This is a genomic window from Patiriisocius sp. (genome assembly GCF_051252435.1).
Taxonomy (GTDB): domain Bacteria; phylum Bacteroidota; class Bacteroidia; order Flavobacteriales; family Flavobacteriaceae; genus Patiriisocius.
In genome coordinates, this window is the sequence record NZ_JBPOFW010000002.1 from 1 (window position 1) to 26657 (window position 26657).

23 protein-coding genes are annotated in these 26657 nt (G+C 36.6%); 12 read left to right on the forward strand and 11 right to left on the reverse strand.

All coding sequences use genetic code 11. The annotated features are described in order from the left end of the window. Positions 1–284 precede the first annotated feature (284 nt). The 5 genes from ACSHW7_RS05155 to fsa all read left to right on the forward strand — a co-directional run bounded on the left by ACSHW7_RS05155 (position 285) and on the right by fsa (position 2994). Positions 285–503, forward strand: coding sequence for a hypothetical protein (locus ACSHW7_RS05155; RefSeq protein ID WP_435678266.1), 219 nt, complete (start codon positions 285–287; stop codon positions 501–503). Positions 504–524: 21 nt separating this feature from the next. Continuing rightward, positions 525–866 carry a hypothetical protein gene (locus ACSHW7_RS05160; RefSeq protein ID WP_435678267.1) on the forward strand — a complete coding sequence of 114 codons (342 nt, stop codon included), beginning with the start codon at positions 525–527 and terminating at the stop codon, positions 864–866. A 155-nt stretch (positions 867–1021) separates the two neighbouring features. Beyond that, positions 1022–1177, forward strand: a complete 156-nt coding sequence (locus ACSHW7_RS05165) for a hypothetical protein (protein ID WP_435678268.1) — start codon at positions 1022–1024, stop codon at positions 1175–1177. A 237-nt stretch (positions 1178–1414) separates the two neighbouring features. Further along, positions 1415–2221 carry an SDR family oxidoreductase gene (locus ACSHW7_RS05170; RefSeq protein WP_435678269.1) on the forward strand — a complete coding sequence of 269 codons (807 nt, stop codon included), beginning with the start codon at positions 1415–1417 and terminating at the stop codon, positions 2219–2221. A 119-nt stretch (positions 2222–2340) separates the two neighbouring features. Next, positions 2341–2994, forward strand: coding sequence for a fructose-6-phosphate aldolase (fsa, locus tag ACSHW7_RS05175; RefSeq protein WP_435678270.1), 654 nt, complete (start codon positions 2341–2343; stop codon positions 2992–2994). 108 nt (positions 2995–3102) lie between these two features. Here the strand turns inward: fsa and ACSHW7_RS05180 are convergent, their stop codons facing one another. Then, the gene (locus ACSHW7_RS05180; protein WP_435678271.1) at positions 3103–4494 is read right to left on the reverse strand and encodes a TlpA family protein disulfide reductase; all 1392 of its coding nucleotides are present in this window, start codon (positions 4492–4494) and stop codon (positions 3103–3105) included. A 149-nt stretch (positions 4495–4643) separates the two neighbouring features. Between ACSHW7_RS05180 and ACSHW7_RS05185 the strand changes: the two genes are divergently transcribed. Further along, the gene (locus ACSHW7_RS05185) at positions 4644–6269 is read left to right on the forward strand and encodes an ABC-F family ATP-binding cassette domain-containing protein (RefSeq protein WP_435678272.1); all 1626 of its coding nucleotides are present in this window, start codon (positions 4644–4646) and stop codon (positions 6267–6269) included. 68 nt (positions 6270–6337) lie between these two features. Here ACSHW7_RS05185 and ACSHW7_RS05190 read toward each other — a convergent pair whose 3' ends face one another. Continuing rightward, positions 6338–6580: a hypothetical protein gene (locus tag ACSHW7_RS05190; protein ID WP_435678273.1), complete on the reverse strand. Its 243-nt coding sequence runs from the start codon at positions 6578–6580 to the stop codon at positions 6338–6340. A gap of 11 nt (positions 6581–6591) precedes the next feature. Further along, positions 6592–7308 (reverse strand): hypothetical protein, encoded by a 717-nt coding sequence (locus ACSHW7_RS05195; RefSeq protein WP_435678274.1) that lies wholly within the window; start codon positions 7306–7308, stop codon positions 6592–6594. 159 nt (positions 7309–7467) lie between these two features. On the opposite strand from ACSHW7_RS05195, the gene ACSHW7_RS05200 reads away from it, so the two are divergent. Further along, the gene (locus tag ACSHW7_RS05200; RefSeq protein ID WP_435678275.1) at positions 7468–8037 is read left to right on the forward strand and encodes a fasciclin domain-containing protein; all 570 of its coding nucleotides are present in this window, start codon (positions 7468–7470) and stop codon (positions 8035–8037) included. Between the two features lie 93 nt (positions 8038–8130). Here the strand turns inward: ACSHW7_RS05200 and pheT are convergent, their stop codons facing one another. Continuing rightward, positions 8131–10560 (reverse strand): phenylalanine--tRNA ligase subunit beta, encoded by a 2430-nt coding sequence (gene pheT / locus ACSHW7_RS05205; protein WP_435678276.1) that lies wholly within the window; start codon positions 10558–10560, stop codon positions 8131–8133. 96 nt (positions 10561–10656) lie between these two features. On the opposite strand from pheT, the gene ACSHW7_RS05210 reads away from it, so the two are divergent. Beyond that, positions 10657–11868, forward strand: coding sequence for a peroxiredoxin family protein (locus ACSHW7_RS05210; RefSeq protein ID WP_435678277.1), 1212 nt, complete (start codon positions 10657–10659; stop codon positions 11866–11868). Here the strand turns inward: ACSHW7_RS05210 and ACSHW7_RS05215 are convergent, their stop codons facing one another. Next, positions 11869–12582: a methyltransferase domain-containing protein gene (locus ACSHW7_RS05215; RefSeq protein WP_435678278.1), complete on the reverse strand. Its 714-nt coding sequence runs from the start codon at positions 12580–12582 to the stop codon at positions 11869–11871. 163 nt (positions 12583–12745) lie between these two features. Further along, on the reverse strand, positions 12746–14851 hold the full coding sequence (gene recG / locus ACSHW7_RS05220) for an ATP-dependent DNA helicase RecG (RefSeq protein ID WP_435678279.1): 2106 nt from the start codon (positions 14849–14851) through the stop codon (positions 12746–12748). A gap of 38 nt (positions 14852–14889) precedes the next feature. Between recG and ACSHW7_RS05225 the strand changes: the two genes are divergently transcribed. Further along, positions 14890–17010, forward strand: a complete 2121-nt coding sequence (locus ACSHW7_RS05225; protein ID WP_435678280.1) for a M1 family metallopeptidase — start codon at positions 14890–14892, stop codon at positions 17008–17010. Between the two features lie 91 nt (positions 17011–17101). Here ACSHW7_RS05225 and ACSHW7_RS05230 read toward each other — a convergent pair whose 3' ends face one another. The 3 genes from ACSHW7_RS05230 to ACSHW7_RS05240 all read right to left on the reverse strand — a co-directional run bounded on the left by ACSHW7_RS05230 (position 17102) and on the right by ACSHW7_RS05240 (position 20628). Continuing rightward, on the reverse strand, positions 17102–17626 hold the full coding sequence (locus tag ACSHW7_RS05230) for a hypothetical protein (RefSeq protein ID WP_435678281.1): 525 nt from the start codon (positions 17624–17626) through the stop codon (positions 17102–17104). A gap of 71 nt (positions 17627–17697) precedes the next feature. Continuing rightward, complete coding sequence (locus tag ACSHW7_RS05235) at positions 17698–19311, reverse strand: FMN-binding glutamate synthase family protein (protein WP_435678282.1); 1614 nt, start codon at positions 19309–19311, stop codon at positions 17698–17700. Between the two features lie 33 nt (positions 19312–19344). Then, the gene (locus ACSHW7_RS05240) at positions 19345–20628 is read right to left on the reverse strand and encodes an amidohydrolase (protein ID WP_435678283.1); all 1284 of its coding nucleotides are present in this window, start codon (positions 20626–20628) and stop codon (positions 19345–19347) included. 297 nt (positions 20629–20925) lie between these two features. On the opposite strand from ACSHW7_RS05240, the gene ACSHW7_RS05245 reads away from it, so the two are divergent. Further along, on the forward strand, positions 20926–23244 hold the full coding sequence (locus tag ACSHW7_RS05245; protein ID WP_435678284.1) for an ATP-dependent helicase: 2319 nt from the start codon (positions 20926–20928) through the stop codon (positions 23242–23244). Positions 23245–23247: 3 nt separating this feature from the next. Here the strand turns inward: ACSHW7_RS05245 and ACSHW7_RS05250 are convergent, their stop codons facing one another. After that, positions 23248–24126 carry an alpha/beta hydrolase fold domain-containing protein gene (locus ACSHW7_RS05250; RefSeq protein ID WP_435678285.1) on the reverse strand — a complete coding sequence of 293 codons (879 nt, stop codon included), beginning with the start codon at positions 24124–24126 and terminating at the stop codon, positions 23248–23250. 146 nt (positions 24127–24272) lie between these two features. Between ACSHW7_RS05250 and ACSHW7_RS05255 the strand changes: the two genes are divergently transcribed. Next, positions 24273–24482, forward strand: coding sequence for a DUF2945 domain-containing protein (locus tag ACSHW7_RS05255; RefSeq protein ID WP_435678286.1), 210 nt, complete (start codon positions 24273–24275; stop codon positions 24480–24482). Between the two features lie 19 nt (positions 24483–24501). Next, a complete protein-coding gene (locus tag ACSHW7_RS05260) occupies positions 24502–25119 on the forward strand; it encodes an L-threonylcarbamoyladenylate synthase (RefSeq protein WP_435678287.1) in 618 nt (205 codons plus the stop codon). Between the two features lie 21 nt (positions 25120–25140). Here the strand turns inward: ACSHW7_RS05260 and ACSHW7_RS05265 are convergent, their stop codons facing one another. Then, positions 25141–26571 (reverse strand): AAA family ATPase, encoded by a 1431-nt coding sequence (locus ACSHW7_RS05265; protein WP_435678288.1) that lies wholly within the window; start codon positions 26569–26571, stop codon positions 25141–25143. Positions 26572–26657 lie beyond the last annotated feature (86 nt).

The following is a 26657-nucleotide window of genomic DNA, read 5'->3' on the forward strand; positions in this document are numbered from 1 at the left end:
TAACCTTAATCCTCTCTTTTGTTCTTTCTGATTAATGACTTAAAGTTATGTAATTATTAAAAATCAAACTTAAGACGCATATAAGCAATTCGGGAGTTGTCGCTTAATTAAAGGTTAAGGTATATTTGGAAGTCGCCGAATTTTAACAAATCCGACTTTTGATACAAACAAAAAATAAAAAGCGGACTTTGTGAAAATCGGCTCGTGCTCAACCTAATGGCTACAGCCATTCTCCCTCGCACTGTTCGTATTCAAGAACTTAGCAAATATTTAGAAAAAAAATAATGAGGATAATTACAATTCTGACTTTAACCATTTTTTGTGTTGGTCAAATCATTTCGCAAAATACTGATGCGGAATTATTTTTTAATGACGGAAACTCGATTGAAGGTTACGGAGAATTATACAAAGCTGATAAAATCAAATTTCGCATTTCTCGCGATGTTGAACCTGACGTTTGGACAGATTTAATGGTAAAAAAAATAATTTTTTATGGTTTCTAAATGAGTGCGGAATTTGAATATGTGAATTTAAAACCAAATGAACCAGCAACACTTTTGGAAGTGCTCGTGAATGAAAAAACAAAATTATACTCTGATGTAACTACATTTTCTTTTTACTCTAATAATGGAATGAATAATGGTTTTCCAACTGGTGTATCAAAACAACAATTTTCTACAACTAAAATATATGTTCAAAAATCAACTGATGAATTTCCAATAGCATTGACGGGAAATTTTAGAAGAAAAGCAAAAGCATATTTTTCTGATTGTGAAATTTTGGTAAAGAAAATAAGTAGCGGAGAGTTTCGTAAGTCAACTGCAAAAGATATGGTTTATTACTATAATGATTACTGTGGAGAATAAACATTTGCTAACAAGGGATATAACTCATAAATTCCCGCAGAAAAAACAATACGCCACCAATCCAACATCCAAAATTTAATTAACAAAACTTTCAAATTTCACTTTCCCGTATCACAGAAATATTTTCTACCTTAGGTTTACTAAAAAATATTAAAATGAAAGGAATCGTCATAGGTATCGTTGTAGCAATTATTTTCTTTGTTGTATTGTTTTACGTCTTTAAATTTGTATTGGTGACCTCACTGATTATTTCGGCAGCGGTGATTATCATTCCCATTTTATATCTTACATTCAAAGCAAAAAGCGATTAAACCCATTCAGTAATATTTGTATCTCCATCTAAGTAGAACATCGCTTACTTTTATTGAATTCTTAAATTATTGGTATTTAATAAATTGTAGTTATTCTCGTGTTTTTTTCTTCAGAAATTTAACTGGTATATTATTTCATTTTTCTCCCCAAAAATATCCCTTGCATACATCCCATAGTAAATGCATCTTTGCAACTTGATGATAATTTAAAATTTCTCGCGTTTGCGGGCAGTTGACATGGCAAAAGTTGTAGTAATTACAGGAGGTTCTTCGGGAATTGGGAAGGCGATAGGAGAGTATCTTTCCACAAAAGGATATACTGTTTATGGCACGAGCCGAAATCCGCAGCGCTTTGATGCTACATTTCCATTTAAATTAGTAGCGCTCGATGTAACAGATTCAGAAAGCATTAAAAATTGCATTTCAGAAGTGATTGCCGCCGAAGGAAAAATTGACGTCTTGGTCAATAATGCAGGCGTGGGAATTACGGGCCCCATGGAAGAAACCCCAACACCCGAAATTAAAAAAGCTTTCAGCACCAATCTTTTTGGCCCAATCGAAATGATAAACGCCGCGCTCCCGCACATGCGCAAACAGGGGAGTGGCCACATCATTAATATTACTTCGATTGCCGGATATATGGGATTGCCCTATCGCGGTGTTTATAGCGCAACAAAAGGTGCACTGGAATTAATTACAGAGGCTTATAGAATGGAGGTGCAACAGTTTGGCATACAAATGACAAATATCGCTCCCGGTGATTTTGCAACCAATATTGCCGCCGGAAGATATCATGCCCCAGTGCTAGATAATTCGCCTTATAAGCAAGCTTATGGCGATACGCTAAAAATGATGGACGAGCATGTTGACGGAGGTAATGACCCTAAAGAAATGGCAAAAGTAGTATTGTCAATTATCCAAACACCAAAACCAAAAGTACACTATAGAGTAGGGGCCGCAATGCAAAAACTTTCTATCGGACTCAAAAAAGTATTGCCTTCAAGAATGTATGAGAAAATGTTAATGAAGCACTATAAATTGTAATACTAAATTCTTTCACTTCTATTTTCAATTTGATGCCATTGATAACTTGTTGTCACTTTATAAAAGTGTCACAAATTTCTTCCTTATTTTTATCCTGAAATTTTAATCAAACAAAACCTATGAAATTTTTTATTGATACTGCAAACCTCGACCAAATTAAAGAAGCACAAGCGCTAGGCGTACTTGACGGAGTGACTACAAATCCTTCCTTAATGGCAAAAGAAGGCATTACTGGTCACGACAATATTTTAAAGCATTATGTAAAGATTTGCAATATTGTTGACGGCGATGTTTCGGCAGAGGTGATTTCAACAGATTTAAAGGGGATGATTAAGGAGGGCGAAGCACTTGCTGAGTTGCATCCTCAAATCGTAGTGAAAGTCCCAATGATAAAAGAGGGAATCAAAGCAATAAAATATTTTAGCGATAATGGAATTCGTACGAATTGTACGTTGGTATTTTCGGCAGGACAGGCATTGCTTGCTGCAAAAGCTGGTGCAACGTATGTTTCACCATTTATAGGGCGACTGGATGATATTTCAACAGACGGACTTGGGCTTATTGCTGAAATTAGACTTATTTATGACAATTATGCTTTTGAAACACAAATTTTAGCGGCATCAGTTCGTCACACAATGCACGTTCTTGAATGTGCAAAATTAGGAGCAGATGTAATGACAGGACCACTATCTTCTATTGAAGGGTTGCTGAAACATCCATTAACAGATATTGGACTTGCTAAATTTTTAGAAGATTATAAAAAAGGAAACTAGACAGAAAGTTGTTTGTTTCAATGGTTACTGAAACAAGATAAATTTAATGTAATATATTTCCGAAGAGAAAAAAAGAAGAAGGGTTTTCAAATATTTGAAGGCCCTTTTTTAATTGATATAACCTAGCAGTTTTGTTTCAAACCTTTGATTAAAAATATTTGAATAGGTATCTATGATTGCACTATTGGTATCAAGGATAATTACCTTGTTTACTGAATTGATCAACAATTCATTTTCAGATTTTGTGTCATTCTCAAATTGAAATTCTCGCTCTGTATTGAAGCCAGATGCAAGTACCGTTTTTTGCCATTTTTTGAAATGATCATCAATATTTATACCTAGGTAATCATATTCAGGAAATTTATCTTTAAGCTCTGCTATTCGTGCATGGATTTCTCTAAAATGACCAATAGAATTGCCAGACCAAAAGAAGACGACAGTCTTTCTCTCAAGTAAATCTGCCAGCATAACAGATTCATTTCTCACGTTCACAAGTAAAATTTCAGGAATTATTTTTCCCTTCCCCATTCGTGAAGTGATTTCGGCATATTTTTGAATTTCTTTTTGATGCCGTTCAATAGTGTCAAGATTATTGAATAATGCAATCAAATCGGCATCTTTACTGTTATCATGAGTGTCTATTAAATACCTACGTAAGTTAGAGCGTAATAGCGTGTTTTTTAAATTTTGATTATCGATTAGACTGTCGATAAGTTTTAGCTTATATTTTTGTTGTTTGAAATCTGCATCGGCTGTACCGTCGTTAATTTTGTTCATTGTCAGATTTTCAAAATGTCTATTTAAAAATCTATTGTAGGCATAATGATTTTGCAGGGCTGAATCGTTATAAGCTATTTTATTTCTGAAATCATAAAAACTCGCGGGAATTTCATTTGGATACCCTTCTCGATTGTCTGAAAACTTTGCACCTATATAGCGCTCTTTTTGAGAATAGCTGTTGTAGTCGATAGTACCTTTTGCAATTTTTATAAAATCTTCGCTCAAAGAAATATTCTTACCAAGTTCGTCAAGAGATTTCATTTGGCGCTTTGAAATAGAATCTATTTTCGCGTTATACTTTTTAGGCGATAATCTGTAAAAGCTTGGTAACTTTTCTGCTACTGCTTCATTTTTAAGAAAGAGACCTGCTAAAAAATTATTTTTTTCCGCACCTCTTCCAGAAAAAGCTAAAGACTCGTCAAAGTCAACGGTATTTACTCTAAACAATAAACTATCTCCTTTTTCCAAATAGAAAAATTGAATTTCCCCATGTCTAAATGTATAAAGTCCAGTTTCTAAAGATTCACAAGAAAAACTGAAAGATCCATTATCATCTAATTTTATGGTATCGTTTTTAGAATCGAAGTGGCTCAAAACAACATAATTGGAAACAGGATTAATTATCTGGCCTCCTAAATAGGTCATATCCTTTTTCTTACCATTGTTTTGACAAGATAAAAAAGGCAATAATAAAAGTGCGACCAGTAATTTTTTAATCAAAGAATGGGGGTTTTATAAAGACAAATATAAACCTCTCTCGGTAAGCCTTTTGTTAATGCCACGTTAAAATGATTTTAAGACTTTTAAAGTTTTAAAGATGTGCCTTTATTGACTACTTTTGCGCAACATTTTAAACAAGAAATTATTTTATGCTTTCAGTTTCAAATTTATCAGTACAATTTGGTAAACGTATCCTTTTTGACGAGGTAAATACGCAATTTGTTTCAGGCAATTGTTATGGTATTATTGGTGCCAATGGTGCCGGTAAATCTACTTTTTTGAAAATCATTTCAGGCAAGCAAGACCCAACTTCGGGGAGTGTTCATTTAGAGCATGGTAAACGCATGTCTGTCCTTGAGCAAAATCACAATGCGTATGATGACTATCCAGTTTTAGAAACTGTAGTAAGAGGAAATAAAGAATTGTTTGAAATCAAAGCTCAAATTGATGCGCTTTATGCAGATTACACAGACGAAAATGCTGAAAAAATAGGCGAGCTTCAAGTAATTTTTGAAGAGATGAATGGCTGGAATGCAGATAGTGACGCAGCTGCATTATTGTCAAATTTAGGTATAGATGAGAGCTTGCATTACATGATGATGAGTGATGTTGACGGAAAACAGAAAGTACGTATTCTTCTTGCACAGGCGCTTTTTGGAAATCCAGATGTGTTAATAATGGATGAGCCAACAAACGACCTGGATTACGAAACCATAGGTTGGTTGGAAAACTTCTTGGCAAATTATGATGCTTGTGTGATTGTAGTATCGCACGATAGACACTTTTTGGATGCGGTTTGTACACACATAAGTGATATTGACTTCGGAAAAATTAATCACTTTAGCGGGAATTACACATTTTGGTACGAGAGTAGCCAATTAGCTTCTCGTCAAAGAGCACAACAGAACAAAAAAGCAGAAGAAAAAAAGAAAGAGTTAGAAGAATTTATCCGAAGATTTTCTGCAAACGTTGCAAAATCAAAGCAGGCAACGAGTAGAAAGAAGATGATTGAAAAACTTGATGTAAGTAGCATTAAACCGTCAAGCCGAAGATACCCAGCAATTATTTTTGAAAGAGAACGCGAAGCTGGTGACCAAATTTTAAATATTGAAAACCTCTCTGCATCTTTAGAAGATGATGTTTTATTCAAAAATGTAAATATTAACCTCGCAAAAGGAGATAAGGTGGTTGTCTATTCAAGAGATTCAAGAGCAACGACAGCATTTTATCAAATAATTTCAGGAAATGAAAAGGCTGATGAAGGCGAATATAATTGGGGCGTAACAACAAACCAGAGTTATTTGCCATTGGACAACCACCACTTTTTTGAAAGTGAAGATACACTTGTAGATTGGTTGCGCCAATGGGCAAAAACTGAAGAGGAAAGAGAGGAAGTACACATTCGTGGTTTCCTTGGAAAAATGATTTTTAGTGGGGAAGAGGCATTGAAAAAATGTAGCGTGCTTTCAGGTGGAGAAAAAGTGCGTTGTATGCTTAGCAGAATGATGATGATGCGTGCCAATGTGTTAATGCTTGACGAGCCTACAAATCACTTAGACTTAGAATCTATTACAGCGTTCAACAACTCTCTAAAAAACTTTAAAGGGACGGTTATGTTTACAACCCATGACCACGAGTTTGCCCAAACAGTTGGTAACAGAGTGATTGAGCTAACACCTAACGGAGTTATTGATAGATATATGACGTTTGACGATTATATGAACGACCCAAAAATCAAAGAACAGCGCGATAAAATGTATGCTGTAACCGCATAATATAAGAAGCAACACAAGAAAGCCGCTTAATCAATTTGATTAGCGGCTTTTTTTTTAAATTTCAGCAATTAATTCTCGCCGACTTCTTTTAAATACGCATCAATAATTTTTTTTGATTTTGATAGTTCTTCTTGCCTTATAAACAATCTTACTTGATTTGGAATACCTGCGGCAAACCCACCGGTTATGCCACTTTGATGGTCGTCCTTTACTATTGGCGATATACCAAGTTCATTTAATCTTGCAATTAAACCTTGACCAATCATTGCTGGGTCGGTAAATATTCTAACTGTTTCTTTTTCAGATTCCATTTTTGGATTTTTTAAGCATTATAATATTTGCTGTTCCAGATAGCTCCGTTAAAGTTTTTTCCTTTGGCAAAACCGTAAAAAAGCACGATACCAGCCACTCCTTTAAACATAAACAGGAACATTAAAACGTATTCTTGATTTATATTTCCTCTGGAAAATAAACCCATGGGCACGAGCATTGTGAGTACAATACTGAGGCATAAAATAGCTACAATAAGATTTTCAAAACTCTTGTAAGGCCACATGAGTAATTTTCTAAAAGGATGTAAATCTCTACCCCATTTATGAATCAAATAAAAATAATCATTTCCCATAGGAGCTAGTAAAAGCGGGTCATCTGCATTTTCAAGTTTCATTAATTTTGCGGGTGCGACAATCTTAAAGCCTTTTAAAGTGGTGTCATGTTCTTTTTCTAAACCCCTTATTTTTGAAATTGCTTCATCGGGGAAAGGACCTTTAAAATATCTTGAATCTAAAAACCGCAATCTGTAATCCACACAAAGTTTTTTAATGTCATCAATGTGATAGATGTTTTCTGAAAAGAGCAAATCAAAATCAAACTGGTTTTCATTTGAAATAGATTTATTTTCTAACCTATCCCTTATCAAATTTCTTTCAAGTTCATTCTTGTTGAATATAGCTTCAACTTCATTTAAAATAGAAGATTCGCCAATTCTTTTTGCCCTTGTCTTCTCTAATTGTGTTTTAATATTGGTTCGTGAAATCATTGCAAATTATTTTTATCTAAATTTACGAGCAACGCAATTAAAAAACAAGACGATTAGATATTTTAACGCTTTTAATCAACTATTTAATAAAACCTAACGTTATGGTACATAGTTTGTACCTTTGCTTTTAACAAGTTTAATTTCTGAAATTTTAAAAATATGAAACATATAGTATTTGCATTATTGGTCGTAACCTCGTTTTCAATGACAGCTCAGAAGTACAAAAACAAAGTAGCAAATAACGTTACAAAAGATTATAATGGAGCTACATTTTCAGGCGCAAACACACTTGCCGAAAATCTAGCCGAAAGCACGTCGTTTATGTATGTAAGCCAAATTTTAGCGAACGAAACATTGGCAAAAGAGCTCGCTCAAGTTGAAATGGTAACCGTTTTCGTAATGACAGACAAAGTGTTCAACGATATGGAAAAAGAACAGCGAGAAGCCTTTATGGCAAATACAGAGACATTGAAAAATATGTTTAAATCTCATAGCGTTCCGGGAAGGCTAGATGCTACTTCCGTTAAAAAAGCAATTCAAACAAATAATGGTTCGGCAAGTTTCTTGACACTACAAAATACAAAGCTTACGGCAACGATGAAAGGAGACACAATTATCTTAAAAGATTCCGAAGGAAATCAAGCAACACTCATTGACACAAATTTTTACCATAAAAATGGTTTCTTTCATATTATAGATGGAATGGCGTTTTCAGCAGTTGTAGAGTAATATAATAAAGTAGAGAAACGAATTTAAAAATCCCCAAAACAACTAATGTTTTGGGGATTTTTAAATTTTAAGCTACCAACTACCAACTACCAACTACCGAAGGCTCGCCCCATAATAACTTTCAAATCGCTGTTGCAATTTGCCCATGATTTTATCGATTTGTTTGTCGGTCAATGTTTTGTTTTCGTCTTGTAACGTAAAACTCAATGCATACGATTTCTTTCCCTTCGGAAGATTTTTGCCTGTGTAAACATCAAAAAGATGTACCTCTTTGAGTAATCCGCGCTCCGTTTGAAAAGCGGTATTTTTTAACTCTGAAAATGAAACGTTCTCGTCCAGTAACAAAGAGAAATCCTTTTTTACTTTCGGGAATTTAGAAATGGGTTGAACCGTAAAGTTTTTAATAGAAATTTTAGAAAGAATGTTGTTCCATTGAAAATCTGCGTAGATTACTTCAGCGTCAATACCAAAATATTTTGTGACTTTTTTTGAGATCACTCCAAATTCAACCAGCGCTTTCTTCTTTTTCGATATCAAGATACCTTCAGAAAATAATGAGTTTTTCAATTCTTTTTCAGTAGTTTCTGTAATTCCCAATCGCTCAAGAAGCGCCATTGCCACTCCTTTTCCGAAGAAAAAGTCACTTTTTTTCGGTGGGTTTTCATTCCAGCTATCTTCAGTTATATTGCCAGAAATCAATAATGACAAATGACTCAATTCTTCTCTTTTTCCACTATAATTGTGGTAAGTTTTTCCAAACTCAAAAAGCTTGATGTTTGTTGTTTTTCGGTTTAAATTATAAGCGAGAGATTCGAGACCGCCAAATAACATAGACTGTCGCAAAACCGATAATTCTTGGCTCAAAGGATTGAGCATCGCTACATTGTTCTCGCTGTTCAAACTAGGGCTCAGCTCCAAATACTTGGGGGAGGTAAGCGAGTTGTTGAGCATCTCGTTAAAACCTATTCCCGTCAAAAGTGCTGCTGCCTTATTTTGAATTTTATAGTCTTGAACGCCCTGTGTAGTTGCTATGGAAGCGTTTAGCTTTTGTGTTGTCTTAATATTGTTATAGCCATAAATACGGAGAACTTCTTCAATTACATCGGCCTCTCTCGTAACATCGTTGCGATACGCGGGAATAGTCATTCCAATGCCCGTTTCGGTCACATTATTCACTTTAATCTCGAGTGAACTTAGGATTCTCTTTATGGTTTCTTTTGAAATTTCTTCCCCAATCAATCTATTGGCTTTACCATAATTCAAGAATACTTGGTGGTCTTCAATCTTTTTTGGATAAATATCGACCAAATCGCTACTTATTTTTCCGCCTGCAATTTCACAGATCATGATTGCCGCACGTTTTAAAGCATATTCTGTAATGTTTGGATCAATTCCTCTTTCAAAACGAAAAGAAGCATCTGTATTTAAACCATGTCTTTTTGCAGTTTTGCGAATACTCACAGGATTAAAATAGGCGCTTTCCAAGAAAATGCTCGAAGTATTATTTTTAACACCGCTATCCATCCCACCAAAAACTCCTGCGATACACATGGGGCCAGTTTCGTTACAGATCATTAAATCCTCTTCGTGCAAAGTGCGCTCAACACCATCCAATGTTGTAAATTTTGTGCCAGCCGGAAGCGTTTTCACCGAAACTATATTTCCATCAATCTTTGCCCCGTCAAAAGCGTGCAAAGGTTGTCCAAGCTCGTGCAACACATAATTTGTAATATCAACAATGTTATTGATGGGCGCGAGTCCAATAGATTTCAATCTATTTTTTAGCCATGCGGGCGACTCTTGTACGACTACTTCTGAAATATTAACACCGCAATATCGTGGAGCAAGTTCAGTGTTTTCTACTTTAATTTCAACTTTTCTAGTACGCTCCACAACCCTAAAATTTGAGGTGGATGGCGTTATCAATTCCATTGAAATATCTTTTTGCATCAATCCTGCTCTCAAATCTCGTGCAACACCCCAATGACTCATAGCATCAGCACGGTTGGGAGTCAGTCCTATTTCAAAAACCAAATCATTTTCAACCTTTAATATTTCCGAAGCCAGTGTTCCAGGAATACAATTTTTATCTAATACCATGATTCCTCCATGGTCTTTTCCTAGTCCTAGTTCATCTTCGGCGCAAATCATTCCTTCGCTTACTTCGCCTCTAATTTTTCCTTTATTTATCTGCCAAGGTTTTCCCTCAGCTTCGTACAAAGTAGTTCCCACGGTTGCTACGGGTACTTTTTGACCAGCGGCAACATTGGGCGCGCCACAAACAATCTGTACTATGTTACCGTCACCAATGTCAACTTTGGTCACTTTTAAACGGTCTGCATTGGTGTGTTGTTCGCATGAAAGTACATGTCCAACAACAATGCCTTTTAGTCCACCTTTAACCGATGAGAAATGTTCTATTCCTTCAATTTCGAGTCCGAGGTCTGTTAGGAGTTCGCCGGTCTTTTCGGCATCCCAGTCTATTTTGATAAATTGTTTTAGCCAGTTGTATGAGATCTTCATTATAAAGTTTTCTTAAAGAACGGCAAAGATAACATTTACAACATTTAATGTAAGTACTTTTATCACTTTCGGTTTAAAGATTTTAAAACATCCTATATGAAAAACGTTTTATTGCTACTTACCGTGTTAATGATTTTTGCATGCCAAAAGGCAGAGCAGAAATTCCCAAAAGATGGAACTTGGAGGGCTGCATTAACACTTGATGAGGGGAGAGAGATTCCATTTAACCTTGAGTGGGAAAAAGGTTCAAAAATTAGTATTCAAAATGCCGAAGAGCGAATCGATGTTGATAATATTACGTTTTTTGGCGATAGCGTTTATATCGAGCATCCTGTCTTTGAAGGAATTTTTAAAGGGATTTATTCAACAGATACGATTACGGGAAACTTTATTAGTCCAAGTCTGGATAGGGTTGTGCCTTTTTATATGTACGCTGGAAAAGCAAAAAGATTTAAAATCAAAGGAGCACCTACGGTAATAATTACGGGTGCTTGGGAAACGGTTTTTAGTCCTGATAATCCAACTGATAGATACATTGCAAAGGGTATTTTTGAACAAACGGGTAATAAGGTTCAAGGAACTTTTAGAACAACCACAGGTGACTATCGCTATCTTGATGGAATGATTGAGGGAGACTCTTTAAAACTTTCTACTTTTGACGGAGCGCATGCATTTTTGTTTGAAGCAAAGGTGAGTGATAGCACAATGAATGGTATTTTTTATAGCGGCAACCATTGGAAAGAACCTTTTACGGCAAAGCTTAATAATGAATACCAATTGCCCAATTCAGATTCTCTAACTTATTTAAAAGAAGGATTTGATAAAATTGAATTCACTTTTAAAGATACCAGCGGAAAAGAGGTTTCATTGGTAGATGATAGATTTAAAGATAAAGTGGTACTTGTTCAAATCATGGGAACGTGGTGCCCCAATTGTCTTGACGAAACAAAATACTTTACCGAATATTATAATGATAATAAAAGCGAGAATCTAGAAATGGTAGCATTAGCTTTCGAGTACGCAAAAACCGAAGAAAGTGCTATGAAGTCTATTACCAAGTTTAAGGAGTCTGTTGGTGTTCCCTATCCCATTTTACTGGCACAATATGGAACGAGCAGCAAGCAAAAAGCAAATGAAAAATTACCCATGCTCAATCATATTTTAAGTTATCCTACAACTATATTCATCGATAAAAAAGGCGAGGTTCGTAGAATTCACACAGGCTTTAATGGACCCGCTACAGGTGATGAGTATACTAAGTTTACTGAGGATTTTGAAGAGTTTGTTAGTGGTTTGGTAAAGGAGTAATTACGTTTTTTCTACCACCCAAATATCCTGAGGCACCCAACTTTTAGTATCTGATTTTAAAACAATATGTTCTGCAATTTTAGCATTGTTGAAGAGTTTTTTAGCAAAAGGGGTAGGGTGGAAAGCGGAAAAAGTTCTATGCCCTTCTTTTACTTTGCCTCGAACTACAATATCTCCACGACTATATATTTTTAGTTCATTTTCTGTGAGTTTCTCTTTAAAATTATCACCTTGGAGAGAAATAAACATAAAACCACCAGGTTTTAAAACACGGTGCAGTTCTTTGTACCATTCGTAGTGCATTTTTTCTGAAAGGTGCGTAAATATGGACAGACCGTAAATAATGTCAAATGTATTGTCATCGTAAATTAAGGATGCCTCAAGTGTGTTATTGTTAAAATGTATTCCTTCTAAATTATTTTTACACCAATATATGGATTTTGAATTGTAATCGGTTCCATAGAATTTACAATCATTGCCAATAACCTCGGGAAGGTGACGTATAACTCTCCCTGGACCACAACCCCAATCTAAAATTTTAAGGTTCTTTAATTCAATGTACTTTTCAAAATGTGCTTTAAGTAGTTCGGCAGTTTTTTTACCACTAGCATAATAGCTTTCATAATCCATTTTAAAAGATTCGTATATTAAATAATCTGGAGGAAGTACAACTTCTGGATGGTTTTCCTTAAAAGCGTCATTCTTTTTTTTCATTCGGCGCTTCTCTAATTCAAATCGAATTTTATCACTAGTATAAATTAGATTTATACTTCTCAACAAACTAGAAATTTGAGACTTTTTAATCATTGATAATGCATTAGCTATTTCAGCAAATATAATTTTTAAGTGCTTATATAACGATATTATCTTTGATAAATCATGAAATATAATTCCAAATATTCTTATACTTCACTAATTGCGCATAGCTGTTTTTAATAGACTCGTTTTCTGGTTTTAAAAAATTGGGGTCTTCTCTCAATAGTTTTTGGGCATAACTTCGTGCAATTTTTAAAATTTCGGTGTCTTTGATGATATCTGCGATTTTTAAGTTAAGTACGCCACTTTGTTGTGTTCCCATAATATCGCCCGGGCCACGGAGTTTTAAATCTACTTCGGCAATTTCAAAGCCGTCACTGGTGCTGGTCATTGTTTTGATTCTCGTTTTTGCATCTTCACTCAATTTATGGCTCGTCATCAAAATACAATAACTCTGCTCTGCACCGCGACCTACGCGCCCGCGCAATTGGTGCAATTGTGAAAGACCAAAACGTTCCGCACTCTCAATGACCATTACTGATGCATTTGGCACATTAACCCCAACTTCAATAACGGTTGTCGCAACCATTATTTGGGTTTCACCTTTTATAAAACGGTTCATTTCAAACTCCTTGTCGGCTGCTTTCATTTGTCCATGCACAATGGATATCTGATATTTTGGCTGCTGAAATTCCCTAGAAATACTTTCATAGCCATCCATTAAATCCTTGTAATCTAAAGCCTCACTTTCTTGTATTAATGGATACACAATATATACCTGTCTTCCCAAAGAAATTTCATCTCTAATAAACCCAAAAACCTTCAACCTATTGGCATCAAACCGATGCACTGTTTTTATGTCTTTTCTTCCGGGTGGAAGTTCGTCAATAACGCTAATGTCAAGGTCGCCATAAACGCTCATTGCAAGAGTTCGAGGAATAGGTGTTGCGGTCATCACTAATATGTGTGGCGGGTACTCGTTTTTATGCCACAATTTACTTCTTTGTGCTACGCCAAAACGATGTTGCTCATCAATAATAGCGAGCCCTAAATTTTTAAATTTCACTTTGTCTTCGAGCAACGCATGTGTACCTACAAGGATGTTTAATTCGCCATTTTCAAGAGATTCGTGTATCACTCGTCTTTCTGAAGTTTTACTTGAACCAGTTAGTATTGAAATACTGATATTCAATTTATTACACAACTCTTTTAATCCGTTGTAGTGCTGGACTGACAAAATTTCAGTAGGCGCCATTAAACAGGCTTGAAAACCGTTGTCAAGTGCCATTAACATTGATAAGAAGGCAACAATGGTCTTTCCGCTTCCCACATCCCCTTGGAGTAGGCGATTCATTTGTGCATTACTCCCCAAATCAAACCGAATTTCTTTAACAACTCGCTTCTGCGCATCGGTCAATTCAAAGGGTAATTGTTCGCTGTAAAAGGTGTTGAAATAGTTTCCGATTTCAGTAAAGGGATAGCCTTTTATTTTGTTTTTGTGAATGAGGTTTTTTAGTAATAATTGGAGTTGGATATAGAACAACTCTTCAAACTTTAATCGGTATTGTGCTCTCGCTAATTTTTCCTGACTTTCGGGAAAATGTATGTTACGAATGGCTTCTCCTTTTGGGAGTAATTTCAGCTCATTTAAAATGGGTTTTGAAAGTGTCTCTTTTTGATTGGTTTTAATTTCAGAAAAGAGCGTTGCCAACAAACCTAAAATTACTCTATTTGTTATGTTGCTATTGGCCAATTTTTCGGTGGACGGGTAAACGGGTTGCATGGTTGCTTTGAGCCCTTTTTCGTATTCCGAAAGTAATTCCATTTCGGGGTGTGGCATGGAATAACTGTGGTTGAAATGATTTGCTTTTCCGAAGACAACATATGGCACATTCAACTTTAAATTTTCTTTAATCCATTTGTGACCTCTAAACCAGACCAATTCCATCGAGCCGGTTTCATCCCTAAACGTGGCAACCAACCGTTTCCCTCTTTTTTGCTCCACGGTTTTAATGTGGGTTATTTTCCCAATGATTTGAATATCTGCACTCGTGGGCTGAATTTGCGCAATTTTATAGAATTGCGTGCGGTCAATATACCGGTTGGGAAATAAATGGATGAGGTCTTGAAATGTATGAATTCCAAGCTCTGTCTTTAGCAATGACGCCCTGTTGGGGCCAACGCCTTTGAGATACTCGATGGGGGTTTGCAAAAAATTGGAATTCATAAAACGAAAATAATGAATTCAGAATTTAGAATTCAGGAATGAGAATTATTATCTTTCGGTTTTATTTAAATCTTTCACTTTTGTATAAATATTTGTTCCTTTTAATTCCTTTTTTCTGTATTTCTCAACAAATTGACGTTGTTGATTTCAAGAAAATCTCGGCAACCATAATTCCCAATGCTTCGGAAATGTCTGTTAGTGGAGATGTGTTTGTTTCATTCACCATTTTGAAGGACACAGATAGAGTTTATTTGGATGCTATTGGCATGGAGCGTCCAGACGCAAAAGATGGTAACACCGAAATTTATTACACCGAAGATAAAATTGTATTCCACAATAATTTTGAATCGGGCTACACCTACGAAGTACATTTTCAATATGAAGCAAAACCGAAAAAAGCACTCTATTTCACGGGTGACCAAATTTGGACGCAAGGACAAGGAAAGAACACTTCACATTGGTTACCGAGTATTGATGACATGAATGATAAGATTGAGTTTGATTTAAAATACATCACTCCCTCACCAATTACTGTAATTGGTAACGGTGCTGCAGTAGATTTGAAATCTGACGAAGATAGAGCAAAATATGATTACAATTTGTTTAACTACGACATGAAAAATCCCATGTCGAGCTATCTCGTGGCTTTTATAATGGGCGATTTTGATAAAACAACACAGGTTTCAGCAAGCGGAATTCCTATAGAAATGTATTACAAGCCCGAAGATTCTGCAATTGTAAATACCACATATAAACACACAAAAGAAATTTTCGACTTTCTAGAAAATGAAATCGGAGTTCCCTATCCATGGCAGAATTACAAACAAGTTCCCGTGCGTGATTTTCTATATGCGGGAATGGAAAACACAAGCTGCACCATTTTTTCTGAATCGTTTGTCGTGGACGAAATTGGCTTTAATGACAGAGATTACACGAGTGTCAATGCACATGAAATGGCACATCAATGGTTTGGAAATTTAGTCACCGAAACTTCGGGGACACACCATTGGTTACAGGAAGGTTTTGCCACGTATTACGCTTTGCTAGCCGAACGTAAAATTTATGGCGATGATTACTACTATTGGAAATTACTGCAATCTGCAAACAACTTAAAAGAAGTGAGCGACCAGGGGAAAGGGCAATCCCTTTTAGACCCAAAAGCATCTTCGCTTACATTTTATGAAAAAGGCTCGTGGGCATTGCACGGGTTGCGGGAGCGAATTGGGGATGAAGCTTTTAAAAGCACCATCAAACAATACCTCGAGGAATACGCATTCAAAAATGTGGAAACAGAAGATTTTTTAAACATGGTAAAACGCAATACGACCGTGACGATTGATGCTTGGGAGAAGGACTGGTTGCAACAAACTGCCTTTCAAGCCAACCAAGCGTATCAATCCTTGTTGGAGTCAGAATTCATTAAACAGTATTTTGAGCTTTCGTCATTGCGCGCGGTTGATATAGCCGAAAAGAAAATACCATTGACCACTGCGTTGACTTTTAACAACGAGTATTTGGGGCAAGAAGCGGTTTTTCAATTAACGGCCGAACCTGTTGAAAAGGTACTGCCATATTTGAAGAAGGCTTTTGAAAGTGACAATTTGATGACACGGCAAGCGATTGCCATTTCGTATGAAGGTGCAATTCCAGAGGTTCTAAAATCAGATTTTGAATCGCTGCTCGATGATAAAAGCTACATAACGATTGAAGCAGCATTGCTTTTGTTGCGAAATGCATTTCCCAATGAGATGCCGAAATACTTGGACAAAACCAAACATGTTATTGGGTTTCAAGATAAAAACGTTCGGCAAATTTGGTTAGTCCTCGCATTGTTGACCGAAGGCTATCAAAAACAGGACGCAGCAAATTTCGGAAGTGAGTTGAATGGATACACATCAAATAAATACTCATTTGAAATACGAGAAAAGGCGTTTGAATATGTAAATTATTTAGAAATCTTTGATAACGAATCTTTAGCGGCATTAGTAAATGCTAGCACTCACCATTACTGGCGCTTTAGAGACAGCGCTCGCACGTTACTCACCGAAGTTTTAAAAGAGGAAAAATACCGGTCTAAAATTAAAAAGTTATATCTAGAATTTTCAGAAGCAGAAAAGGAATATTTAACTCGCGTGGGTTTTAAGGTTTCTGAAAAGTAACAAGGAATTAAAATTTCCGAAGCATATTTAAGTAATCAAAAATCCCTTTTAAATAAAGTTTAAAAGGGATTTTGAATTGTAGTTAAAGCGTTTAAAACAGCTCTGAAATTTCTGCTTTTAAAAATGCCAATGCTTTTTGTGATGGCGAAACTCCTGCCATGGCGTTGTTTAACAATGTTTCTCTTAGTTTGTCTGCGGAGTCTGTCTTTTCATTCATCGAAGTTTGTCTCACAGTTTGTATGGTTGCATTTTTTGCCGTACGAATAATGTTCCAAGCCTCTGCCGAAACATAAATTTGTTGCGTTAAGTTATGCTCGTATTCTTGCTCAATACCATTTACTAAGTCGTTTTCATAATTTTCAACACTCGTATTTCGTGGTTTGATTCTAACAACAGATTTGTTTAAATCCATTCGTTCTAAAAACAAGGTAATGCGCTCGTATGCCTGTAATCGTAGCGGTAATAATTTTCCTTGCGCCTCTTTATGCAATAAAAATCTTCGACGCCCTTCTTCATTTTCTGTATGCTTTTTAAAGAATAAATAAGCTACAGCGCCAACGATGAGGGCAGTAAGGATTAAAGCGAAATAGGGGAATAATTGTTCGAGTTGTTCCATAGATGTTTTGGTAAAGATTTTGGAGTGTATCAATTTAGAAAATAACGGTAAATAGTTTCGAGTATTGTTTGTTAATAGCGCACTTCTTCATTTTTAATGGCTTTTTTCATAACCTGCTTTTCCTCTTTTACTTTATAACCACCTCCTAGATGTTCGCAACTTTGTAGCGTTTTTGTATCGTCAAATTGAACTTTCACTTTATTGTATTTAAATACTTGAGAGAGGTCGTTTATCATATTTTTATCACCTGTAGCCATTTCAACATCGTCCATGGTAAATTGACAAGGGTGCTCATAACCTGCAGCGTGGGTCATCTCTAATAATTCTTTTCTGAAATTTTTAAAATAATAATGCGCTCTTACCGATTTAACATCCACATTGATACCCATTTGTTTCCATTTGTTCTGAGTGGCAACACCACTTGGGCATTCGTTAGTGTGGCAAAGTTTGGCTTGAATACAGCCAATGGATAACATAGCCTCACGAGCTACATTGATACAGTCAACGCCCATAGCGAATGCCATTACAGCTTTTGCCGGGAATCCTAATTTACCACTACCTATAAAAACAATTTTATCTGAAAGGTTATGCTTTTTAAAGATTTGATAAATAGCACTAAAACCATAAATCCAAGGCAGTGCAACATGGTCTGCAAAACTGGGTGGTGCTGCACCGGTTCCTCCTTCACCACCGTCCACGGTAATAAAGTCTGGACCTTTTCCGGTTTCAGCCATTTTTGAAGCTAGTTTTTCCCAATCGTCTAATTTACCAATGGCAGCTTTGATGCCTACGGGTAAACCAGTACTTTCTGCAATACTTTCAACAAAATCTATTAGCCCATCTGTTCCTTTAAATGCAGAGTGTGATGGAGGAGATAGTACATCTTTACCTACTTCTACGTGTCTAATATCTGCAATTTCTTGAGTTATTTTTTTTCCTGGAAGTACGCCTCCCTTTCCTGGTTTTGCTCCTTGTGATAATTTTACTTCAATGGCGCGTACTTGGGGATTATCTTCCGTAAGTTTTTTAATTTTTTCAAGTGAAAAGTTACCTTCATTATCTCTCACTCCAAAGTAGCCTGTACCAAAATGAAAAATGACATCCCCCCCCTTTTTATGATACGGAGACAAACCACCTTCGCCTGTATTGTGATACGCATGCGATAATTTACAGCCTATGTTCAATGACTCAACCGCTCGGGCCGAAAGCGAACCAAAACTCATCGCAGATACATTAATGACCGATGCAGGTCTAAAAGGTCTGCGTCTTCCGTGAGCGATTCCCATTACTTTTGCACAGGCTAAGAAATACGGGTCTTTTGCATTGGGATGTTTATCTTCTACTTTGAAAGGCATCATTGCGTTCTTGACAAAAATATAGTTAGGTTCATAAATATCTCTATCGGTACCAAAGCCTTCGTAATTGTTTTCATTTTTTGCAGAGGCATAAATCCAACCTCTCTCAATACGATTAAAGGGTAATTCCTCTCTGTTGTTAGCGACTATGTATTGCCGCAACTCAGGCCCTATACTTTCCAACATATACCTAAAGTGCCCTACCACTGGAAAATTATGTAGAATGGTGTGTTTTTTCTGAAATATATCATACAATGCAACAACGATTACAATAGCAATAATCCAACCCCACCAAGGGATATTTCCAATAAAATTTAAAATCTCGTTCATGTTTCTGTTTGCTTATTTATCTTTTACTAAATTCTATTTTTCATTTAAAAAATCAATTGCCAATTGTGATAGAGCTTTAACACCAAGTAGCATTCCCGCATCGTCAATTTGAAAATCTGCCGTGTGGTGAGGATACGGATTTGTATTCCCCGGCGTCATTCCGCCAAGGAAAAAATACACTCCCGGAATTTGCTCTTGAAAATAGCTAAAATCCTCGCCTCCGGTAATCGCTTTCATATCTTTCACATTTTCTGCTCCGGCAACTTCTTTTAAAGTTTCGATTGCTTTTACTGTGAGCGCTGGGTCATTGTAGGTTACAATAGTATTGTTTTGCCATTCAATAGTAGCTTTTCCGCCGTATGCTTTTGCGATGTCGGCTGCCATTTCGGTCATGCGTTTGATGATCAGGTCTCGCATCTCTGGGTCGAGTGTGCGCACCGTACCAATCAATTCGGCACTTTCGGGGATGACATTAAAACGTGTTCCGCTCGTAATTTTTCCAACAGTAATAACCGCAGGAGCATTGATTAAATTGGATTCTCGGGAAATAATGGTTTGAAAACCATCAATAATTTTTGCCGAAATCAAAATAGGATCCACACCACTCCAAGGAGCCGAACCGTGCGAACCTTTACCTTCAACATTGACCACAAAACGTTCCACAGCTGCCATGATTCCTTCGGGTTTCAGCTTGATGGTGCCTACGGGAGTTCCGCTATTAATGTGCAATCCGTAAATTGCGTCAACATCTGGATTTTTAAGAACGCCTTCTTTTACCATTAATTTTGCACCGCCTTCTTCTCCCGGTGGTGGACCTTCTTCAGCAGGTTGGAATATGAATTTTATAGTACCATTAATTTTGTCTTTGTGTTTGCTCATTACTTCGGCAACGCCCATTAATATTGCAATGTGAGTGTCGTGACCGCAGGCGTGCATTACGCCGGTTTCGGTGCCGAGGAAGGTTTCTCTTACGTTACTTTTAAATGATAAATCGTTTCTTTCAGTAACGGGTAATCCATCGATATCTGCTCTAAGGGCAACGACTTTACCGGGTTTGTTACCTTTCAGCAATCCCACTACGCCCGTTTTTGCAATGCCTGTTTGGACTTCCATTCCCAGGGATTTTAAATGCTCTTCGATTTTCTTTGCGGTTTTGAATTCGCGGTTGGAGAGTTCTGGATTTTCGTGAAAATAGTGCCGCCAATCTATGACTTGCGATTCTATATTTTCAATGTCTTTTAAAATGGATTTGTCTAGTTGGGCATTAGCGGTAAAGACTATCAATGCAACTAATAAGAAAGTATATATTTTTTTCATAGTTTCAATTTAACTCATTTTGGATATTATTAAGCATTACTTCGGAAATATAACGCATTGTAAATTAGAGAAATGAATGAATAATTTTGCTGGATTGTCTCCGTTTTAATACAAAACATAAGTTCAATCAAGGCTAAAGATATTCAAATATTATCATTTCAGAAGTGAAAAAAGTTTGTTTATAATTTCTGAAAATAGCTTCGGAAATTTTAATCGAATTTGAGTATTTTCGAAGTAGTAAAAATCTGCTATATTTCGAAACTCCTTTAAATTTCCGAAGTATTAAAAATCAAACATTTGCAAGAATATTTAGACCAACTCAATGAGGCACAATTAGCGCCTACAATTCAAAAGGACGGTGCTATGATTGTCATAGCTGGCGCGGGCTCGGGCAAAACCAGAGTGCTCACGTATCGCATTGCTTTTTTAATGTCCAAGGGCGTCGACCCGTTTAGCATTCTCGCACTTACGTTTACGAACAAAGCGGCACGCGAAATGAAAAAACGTATTGTCGAAATCGTAGGAGCAAGTGAGGCGAAAAATCTTTGGATGGGGACCTTCCACAGTATTTTTGCGAAGATTTTACGTTTTGAAGGACACCAATTGGGATACCCTTCAAACTTCACTATTTATGATACGCAGGATTCGCAAAGTGTGATTCGCGCGGTGATAAAAGAAATGAATCTTGATAAAGACGTGTACAAATACAAACAGGTGTATTCGCGTATTTCGAGTTATAAAAATAGTTTGATTACGGTAAAGGCGTATTTCAATAATCCCGAATTAATGGAAGCAGATGCTATGGCAAAAATGCCGCGTTTGGGAGAAATCTATAAAAGCTATTGCGACAAATGCTTTAAGGCAGGAGCGATGGATTTTGATGATTTATTGCTGAAAACAAACGAACTTTTAACGCGATTTCCAGCAACACTTGCTAAGTACCAAAACAGGTTTAGGTACATCCTCGTGGATGAGTACCAAGATACAAATCACAGTCAATATTTGATTGTAAAAGCGTTGAGTGACAAGTTTCAAAATATATGTGTGGTTGGTGATGACGCCCAGAGTATATATGCTTTTAGAGGCGCGAATATTAACAACATTCTCAATTTTCAAAAGGACTACGACGATGTAAAAACCTATCGTCTAGAACAGAATTACCGCTCTACAAAAAACATTGTAAACGCTGCAAACAGCATTATTGAAAAAAACAAAACAAGATTGGATAAAGTAGTCTGGACTGCGAATGATGAAGGCGCGCCTATCATGATCAATCGCACGATGACGGATGGTGACGAAGGCCGATTTGTAGCGAGCAATATTTTTGAAACGCAAATGAACGAGCAGCGCAAAAATGGCGACTTTGCTATTTTGTACCGCACCAACGCGCAATCAAGGGCGATGGAAGATGCGCTTCGGAAACGTGACATCCCTTATAGAATCTATGGCGGATTGAGTTTCTACCAACGGAAAGAAATAAAGGATGTGCTTTCATATTTACGATTGATTTTAAATCCGAAAGACGAAGAAGCACTCAAACGTGTTATCAATTATCCCGCTCGTGGAATAGGCCAAACAACAATTGAACGGTTGACCGTCGCGGCAAATCATTACAAACGCTCTATGTTTGAAGTGATGAAAGTGCTGGATAAACTTGAGTTAAACATCAATAGCGGAACAAAGAATAAACTAAAGAACTTTGTTACGATGATTGAGAGTTTTCAAGTGGTCAATCAAACTATGAATGCGTTTGAAATCGCTGAACACGTTGCCAAAAAAACAGGCTTGTTGACCGAACTTAAAAAAGACGGAACGCCTGAAGGTATTGCTCGTATTGAAAACATCGAGGAATTATTAAACGGTATGCGCGATTTTACCGAAGAACAAAAAGAACTCGCCGACGCAACGGGAAGCCTCGCCGAATTTATGGAAGATGTAGCGCTTGCAACAGACCTTGATAATGATAAAGGAGATGATGACAGGGTTGCTTTGATGACGGTACATTTGGCAAAAGGATTAGAATTTCCATACGTGTATATTGTAGGAATGGAGGAGGAGTTATTCCCAAGTGGAATGAGCATGAACACCAGAGCCGAACTAGAAGAAGAACGCCGGCTGTTTTATGTGGCATTAACGCGAGCAGAAAAGCAAGCCTATTTAACGTACACACAATCAAGATATCGTTGGGGTAAATTAATCGATGCAGAACCCAGTCGTTTTATTGATGAAATTTCAGAAGAATACAAACAATATTTAACACCCATTACCGAACATCGCTACAAGCCACTTTTAGATGCCGATATTTTTGATGAGGTGGATAAAAGTAAATTGCGATTGAGTAAACCCGTTACTGGAAAGGCTCCTTCGGGACCGTCGCAAGATCAATTGCGTAAATTGCGAAGATTAAAACCTGTAACGAGTAATGCCGATAAAAACTTTGATCCTGCTGCCGCAAATTTAAAAGAGGGAACGTTTGTAGAACATGTGCGTTTTGGTAAAGGCCGTATCAATAAAATTGAAGGCGTAGGCGCAGACACAAAAGCTGAAATCAATTTTGAAAACGGCGGACTCAAAAAATTACTACTTCGTTTTGCGAAACTGAATGTTTTGGATTAGCGTTTATTGAATGGCTAAATGAGCATGAATAAAAGCCGTTAATTTTGCTTCAACATCTTCAAATTGAGTGGGATTCCAATTACCGTGACCGCCATCATAAACGGTATATTGATGTGTAATTTCATTTGTTTCCAAAGCTGTATTTAGCGTTTCACCGTTAGTGAGAGGTACCAATTCATCTTGATTTCCGTAGAACATTATTGTAGGACTCGTATTCGCACTTACTTGCAAGGCTGGACTCAATGCTACAGCAAAATCAGTATTTGGGGGGTATTGAGATTCGTCCACAAAAATCCCGAGAGCCAAGTTGAAATTAGGGTCATTTGCATAAAATGGGTCTGTAAAGTCACAAGGTCCCACGATGTCCGCCACAAATTTAACTTGGTCATCGGTGTCATAAACAGAGTCATATTGCAATGAAATATGTGCTCCGGCGCTCAAACCAATCAAGCCGAATTCTGGTAAAATCTGTAACGTTTCTCTTTCATTTGTCAATTTATTAATCACGGCATCAACATCTAAAAATTGATTAGGGAATGCTGGAGTTGAAGGAATCACGGCAAGGCGATAATTCATGTTTACGATGGCGTGATTGGGGTTATTCTGTTGGATGAGAGAGATAAATTCATTAATATCTGCTTTATCACCTTCAACCCAACCTCCTCCGTGTACAAGGATAATTACTTTGGTTTTATCGATGGATCTATTGGCGGGAAGGTACACGTCGTAGACTTGTTGGCCATCATTTCCGTAGGAAACATTTTGCTGAATAGAAGCTTCAAGTGGACCAGTTTCTTCAACGATTTGAGGAGTTTCATCGTCGTTACAACTTATAAATGTTGTGAGAATAAATAAAGGCAGAAAATATAAAATGCTTTTCATTGTCAAAGTTTTTAGGATAACGTAAAAAAACAGATTTTATGTTAATGATTTGCAATAGTGTTGGGTGGCATTAAAAGTATATTTATTTTAGTAGTGCGGAGTGTTAAGATTTTTAATGACTTCGGAAATTTTAAAAAGATTACAAAATGATAAAAGAAGGCACAAAGGTAACTTGGAAATGGGGTAATGGCACTGCCAGCGGAAAAGTAAAAAGTACCTTTACAAAAACGGTAACAAGAACAATAGACGGCACCGAAGTAACCCGAAATGGTGAAGAAGGAAATAAAGCATTATACATTGAAGTGGAAGATGGCAACAACGTCTTAAAGTTGGAATCTGAAGTGGAACGTGCTTAACCAATTAATACTATCAATTATGGCAGAACTCATTAAAATATATGAAGATAACCCTAATCCTAAAGAGATAAAAAGGGTAGTGAAGGTACTTCGCAATGGCGGATTGATAATCTATCCTAGTGATACAGTCTATGCTTTGGGATGCGATATCACTAACAAAAGCGCAATGGAAAAGATTGCGCGGATAAAGGGGGTTAAATTGGAAAAAGCCAATTTTGCATTCGTCTGTGAAGATTTGAGCAATCTAAGTGATTATGTAAAGCAAATTGATGGGGCAACTTTTAAGTTGTTAAAACGAGCATTGCCAGGGCCCTATACGTTTATACTAGAAGCAAATAATAATTTACCATCTACTTTTAAGAAAAAGAAAGAAGTAGGAATCCGAGTGCCAGATCATAATACCGTCCGTGCTATATTGAGCGAGTTGGGTAATCCTATCCTCACAACATCTATCAAAGATGAGGATGAAGTACTCGAATACACAACAGACCCCGAATTAATTTTTGAAAAATGGGAAAAGATTGTCGATATAGTTATCGATGGCGGTTATGGGGGTAATATTGCTTCTACAGTAATCGACTTGACAAGTGGAGAGCCGGTACTTATTAGAGAGGGTAAAGGTAGTTTGGAGGTATAATTATATTGTTTTTCTGAAATTTCAATCAAAGAAAATTTCCGTAGTCAAATCATTGGTTACGATTTCAGACTTGTATTTATTATCCAAAACTCCATATGTGCTAATAAAAGTGAGATGTACAGCTTTTTTAGTATTTGTAACGGTTTTCAATCCCTGCAATTTTGTACGTAGTTTTTTTGCATAATCTATATTGATGGTAAATTCATCTGCGTAGAATTTCATTTCGCAAATATTGATAATATCATCTTTTCTGTCTATCAAAAGGTCAATTTGAAATCCTTTTCCGAAGCGATCATCCTTTACGTGCAAAAAGCTATTCACATTAGTTTCGACTGCTGAAATTCCCAAGGCATTTTTAATATTTTCCACATGTTTCATGCATAGAGATTCAAAGGCATAACCCACCCAAATTTTATATGCTTGACTTTCACTAATTCGCATCCAGCTATTTTGCCCACTCACACTTTTGCCGTCCATAAATTTTAAATAGAACAGCGAATATTCATCTGTTAATCTAAATAGTGTTTGCTTCTTTTTATTTTCTAATGGCTCATAAGTAGTAATAAAACCAGAGCTTTCCAATTCTTTTAAAACTTTTGAGAACCAACCGCCGTCAGTCATGTTTGTAGCACTTAAAATTTCTTGTCTGTCAAGACCTTTTGCTTTGCTGGCGAGTGCTTTTATAATTTGAATGTGCTTGCTGGAATTATCAAAAAGTGCCGCATACAGTTGGTCAAACTCATTACGAAGTACGCCATCTTTTGAAAAGCACAATTCTTGAATATTCTGTGCTGTGCTTTTTCCTTTTTCCACATTGTTGAGGTAATGAGGAATCCCGCCAATGGCGAGATAAAGTTGTATAATTTGATAATCTGTTAGTGTTATTTTCTTCGCCGTTAAAAACTGTTTTGTTTCTTGAAGTGTAAATGGCATTAGTGTAATGAGCTTGGTAATTCTATTGTGTAAACCTCCTTTGGCGTTGACTACATTATCGAGCATCCACGATGCGGCAGAACCGCAGACAACCACTACAATATTTTGTTGCGACGCCCAATTATTCCACCAATGTGCGAGCGCCTCTGTAAATCCCGAACGTCTTGTGGCTATCCACGGTAACTCATCAAAAAAGACAACGGGTTTCTTTTTAAATTTTGAATTTTTTATCGCCTGACTCAAAGAATGAAATGCTGCCAACCAACCGTCAGGCTTTTGTAATGGTGGTTCGGTTTCAAAATATTGATTCATTTGAAACGTGAAATTTAAAAGTTGGGTGTTGAGGTCGGCATCTTTAATTCCGGTCATCTCAAAAATCTTCGCATCCTTATAAATTTCCCTAATTAAAAAAGTTTTCCCCACACGTCTTCTGCCAATCATTGCTAAAAAATGTGCCTCATTATCTTTCAATAATGCTTGCATATTGCGGGTTTCGGGAATTCTACCAATTATCTTCATTGTTCTTATATCTCGCGGAATAGGGTAAATATAATAACTTTCCGCGAATTATAAATTTATATCTCGCGGAAAGTGTATTTTAAAAA

Excerpts from the sequence above, each read along its gene's own strand:
- ACSHW7_RS05155 (WP_435678266.1), top strand. The coding sequence starts at position 285 with ATGAGGATAATTACAATTCTGACTTTAACCATTTTTTGTGTTGGTCAA.
- ACSHW7_RS05165 (WP_435678268.1), top strand. The coding sequence starts at position 1,022 with ATGAAAGGAATCGTCATAGGTATCGTTGTAGCAATTATTTTCTTTGTT.
- ACSHW7_RS05170 (WP_435678269.1), top strand. The coding sequence starts at position 1,415 with ATGGCAAAAGTTGTAGTAATTACAGGAGGTTCTTCGGGAATTGGGAAG.
- fsa (WP_435678270.1), top strand. The coding sequence starts at position 2,341 with ATGAAATTTTTTATTGATACTGCAAACCTCGACCAAATTAAAGAAGCA.
- ACSHW7_RS05185 (WP_435678272.1), top strand. The coding sequence starts at position 4,644 with ATGCTTTCAGTTTCAAATTTATCAGTACAATTTGGTAAACGTATCCTT.
- ACSHW7_RS05190 (WP_435678273.1), bottom strand. The coding sequence starts at position 6,580 with ATGGAATCTGAAAAAGAAACAGTTAGAATATTTACCGACCCAGCAATG.
- ACSHW7_RS05195 (WP_435678274.1), bottom strand. The coding sequence starts at position 7,308 with ATGATTTCACGAACCAATATTAAAACACAATTAGAGAAGACAAGGGCA.
- ACSHW7_RS05200 (WP_435678275.1), top strand. The coding sequence starts at position 7,468 with ATGAAACATATAGTATTTGCATTATTGGTCGTAACCTCGTTTTCAATG.
- pheT (WP_435678276.1), bottom strand. The coding sequence starts at position 10,560 with ATGAAGATCTCATACAACTGGCTAAAACAATTTATCAAAATAGACTGG.
- ACSHW7_RS05210 (WP_435678277.1), top strand. The coding sequence starts at position 10,657 with ATGAAAAACGTTTTATTGCTACTTACCGTGTTAATGATTTTTGCATGC.
- ACSHW7_RS05215 (WP_435678278.1), bottom strand. The coding sequence starts at position 12,582 with ATGAAAAAAAAGAATGACGCTTTTAAGGAAAACCATCCAGAAGTTGTA.
- recG (WP_435678279.1), bottom strand. The coding sequence starts at position 14,851 with ATGAATTCCAATTTTTTGCAAACCCCCATCGAGTATCTCAAAGGCGTT.
- ACSHW7_RS05225 (WP_435678280.1), top strand. The coding sequence starts at position 14,890 with ATGAGAATTATTATCTTTCGGTTTTATTTAAATCTTTCACTTTTGTAT.
- ACSHW7_RS05230 (WP_435678281.1), bottom strand. The coding sequence starts at position 17,626 with ATGGAACAACTCGAACAATTATTCCCCTATTTCGCTTTAATCCTTACT.
- ACSHW7_RS05235 (WP_435678282.1), bottom strand. The coding sequence starts at position 19,311 with ATGAACGAGATTTTAAATTTTATTGGAAATATCCCTTGGTGGGGTTGG.
- ACSHW7_RS05240 (WP_435678283.1), bottom strand. The coding sequence starts at position 20,628 with ATGAAAAAAATATATACTTTCTTATTAGTTGCATTGATAGTCTTTACC.
- ACSHW7_RS05250 (WP_435678285.1), bottom strand. The coding sequence starts at position 24,126 with ATGAAAAGCATTTTATATTTTCTGCCTTTATTTATTCTCACAACATTT.
- ACSHW7_RS05255 (WP_435678286.1), top strand. The coding sequence starts at position 24,273 with ATGATAAAAGAAGGCACAAAGGTAACTTGGAAATGGGGTAATGGCACT.
- ACSHW7_RS05260 (WP_435678287.1), top strand. The coding sequence starts at position 24,502 with ATGGCAGAACTCATTAAAATATATGAAGATAACCCTAATCCTAAAGAG.
- ACSHW7_RS05265 (WP_435678288.1), bottom strand. The coding sequence starts at position 26,571 with ATGAAGATAATTGGTAGAATTCCCGAAACCCGCAATATGCAAGCATTA.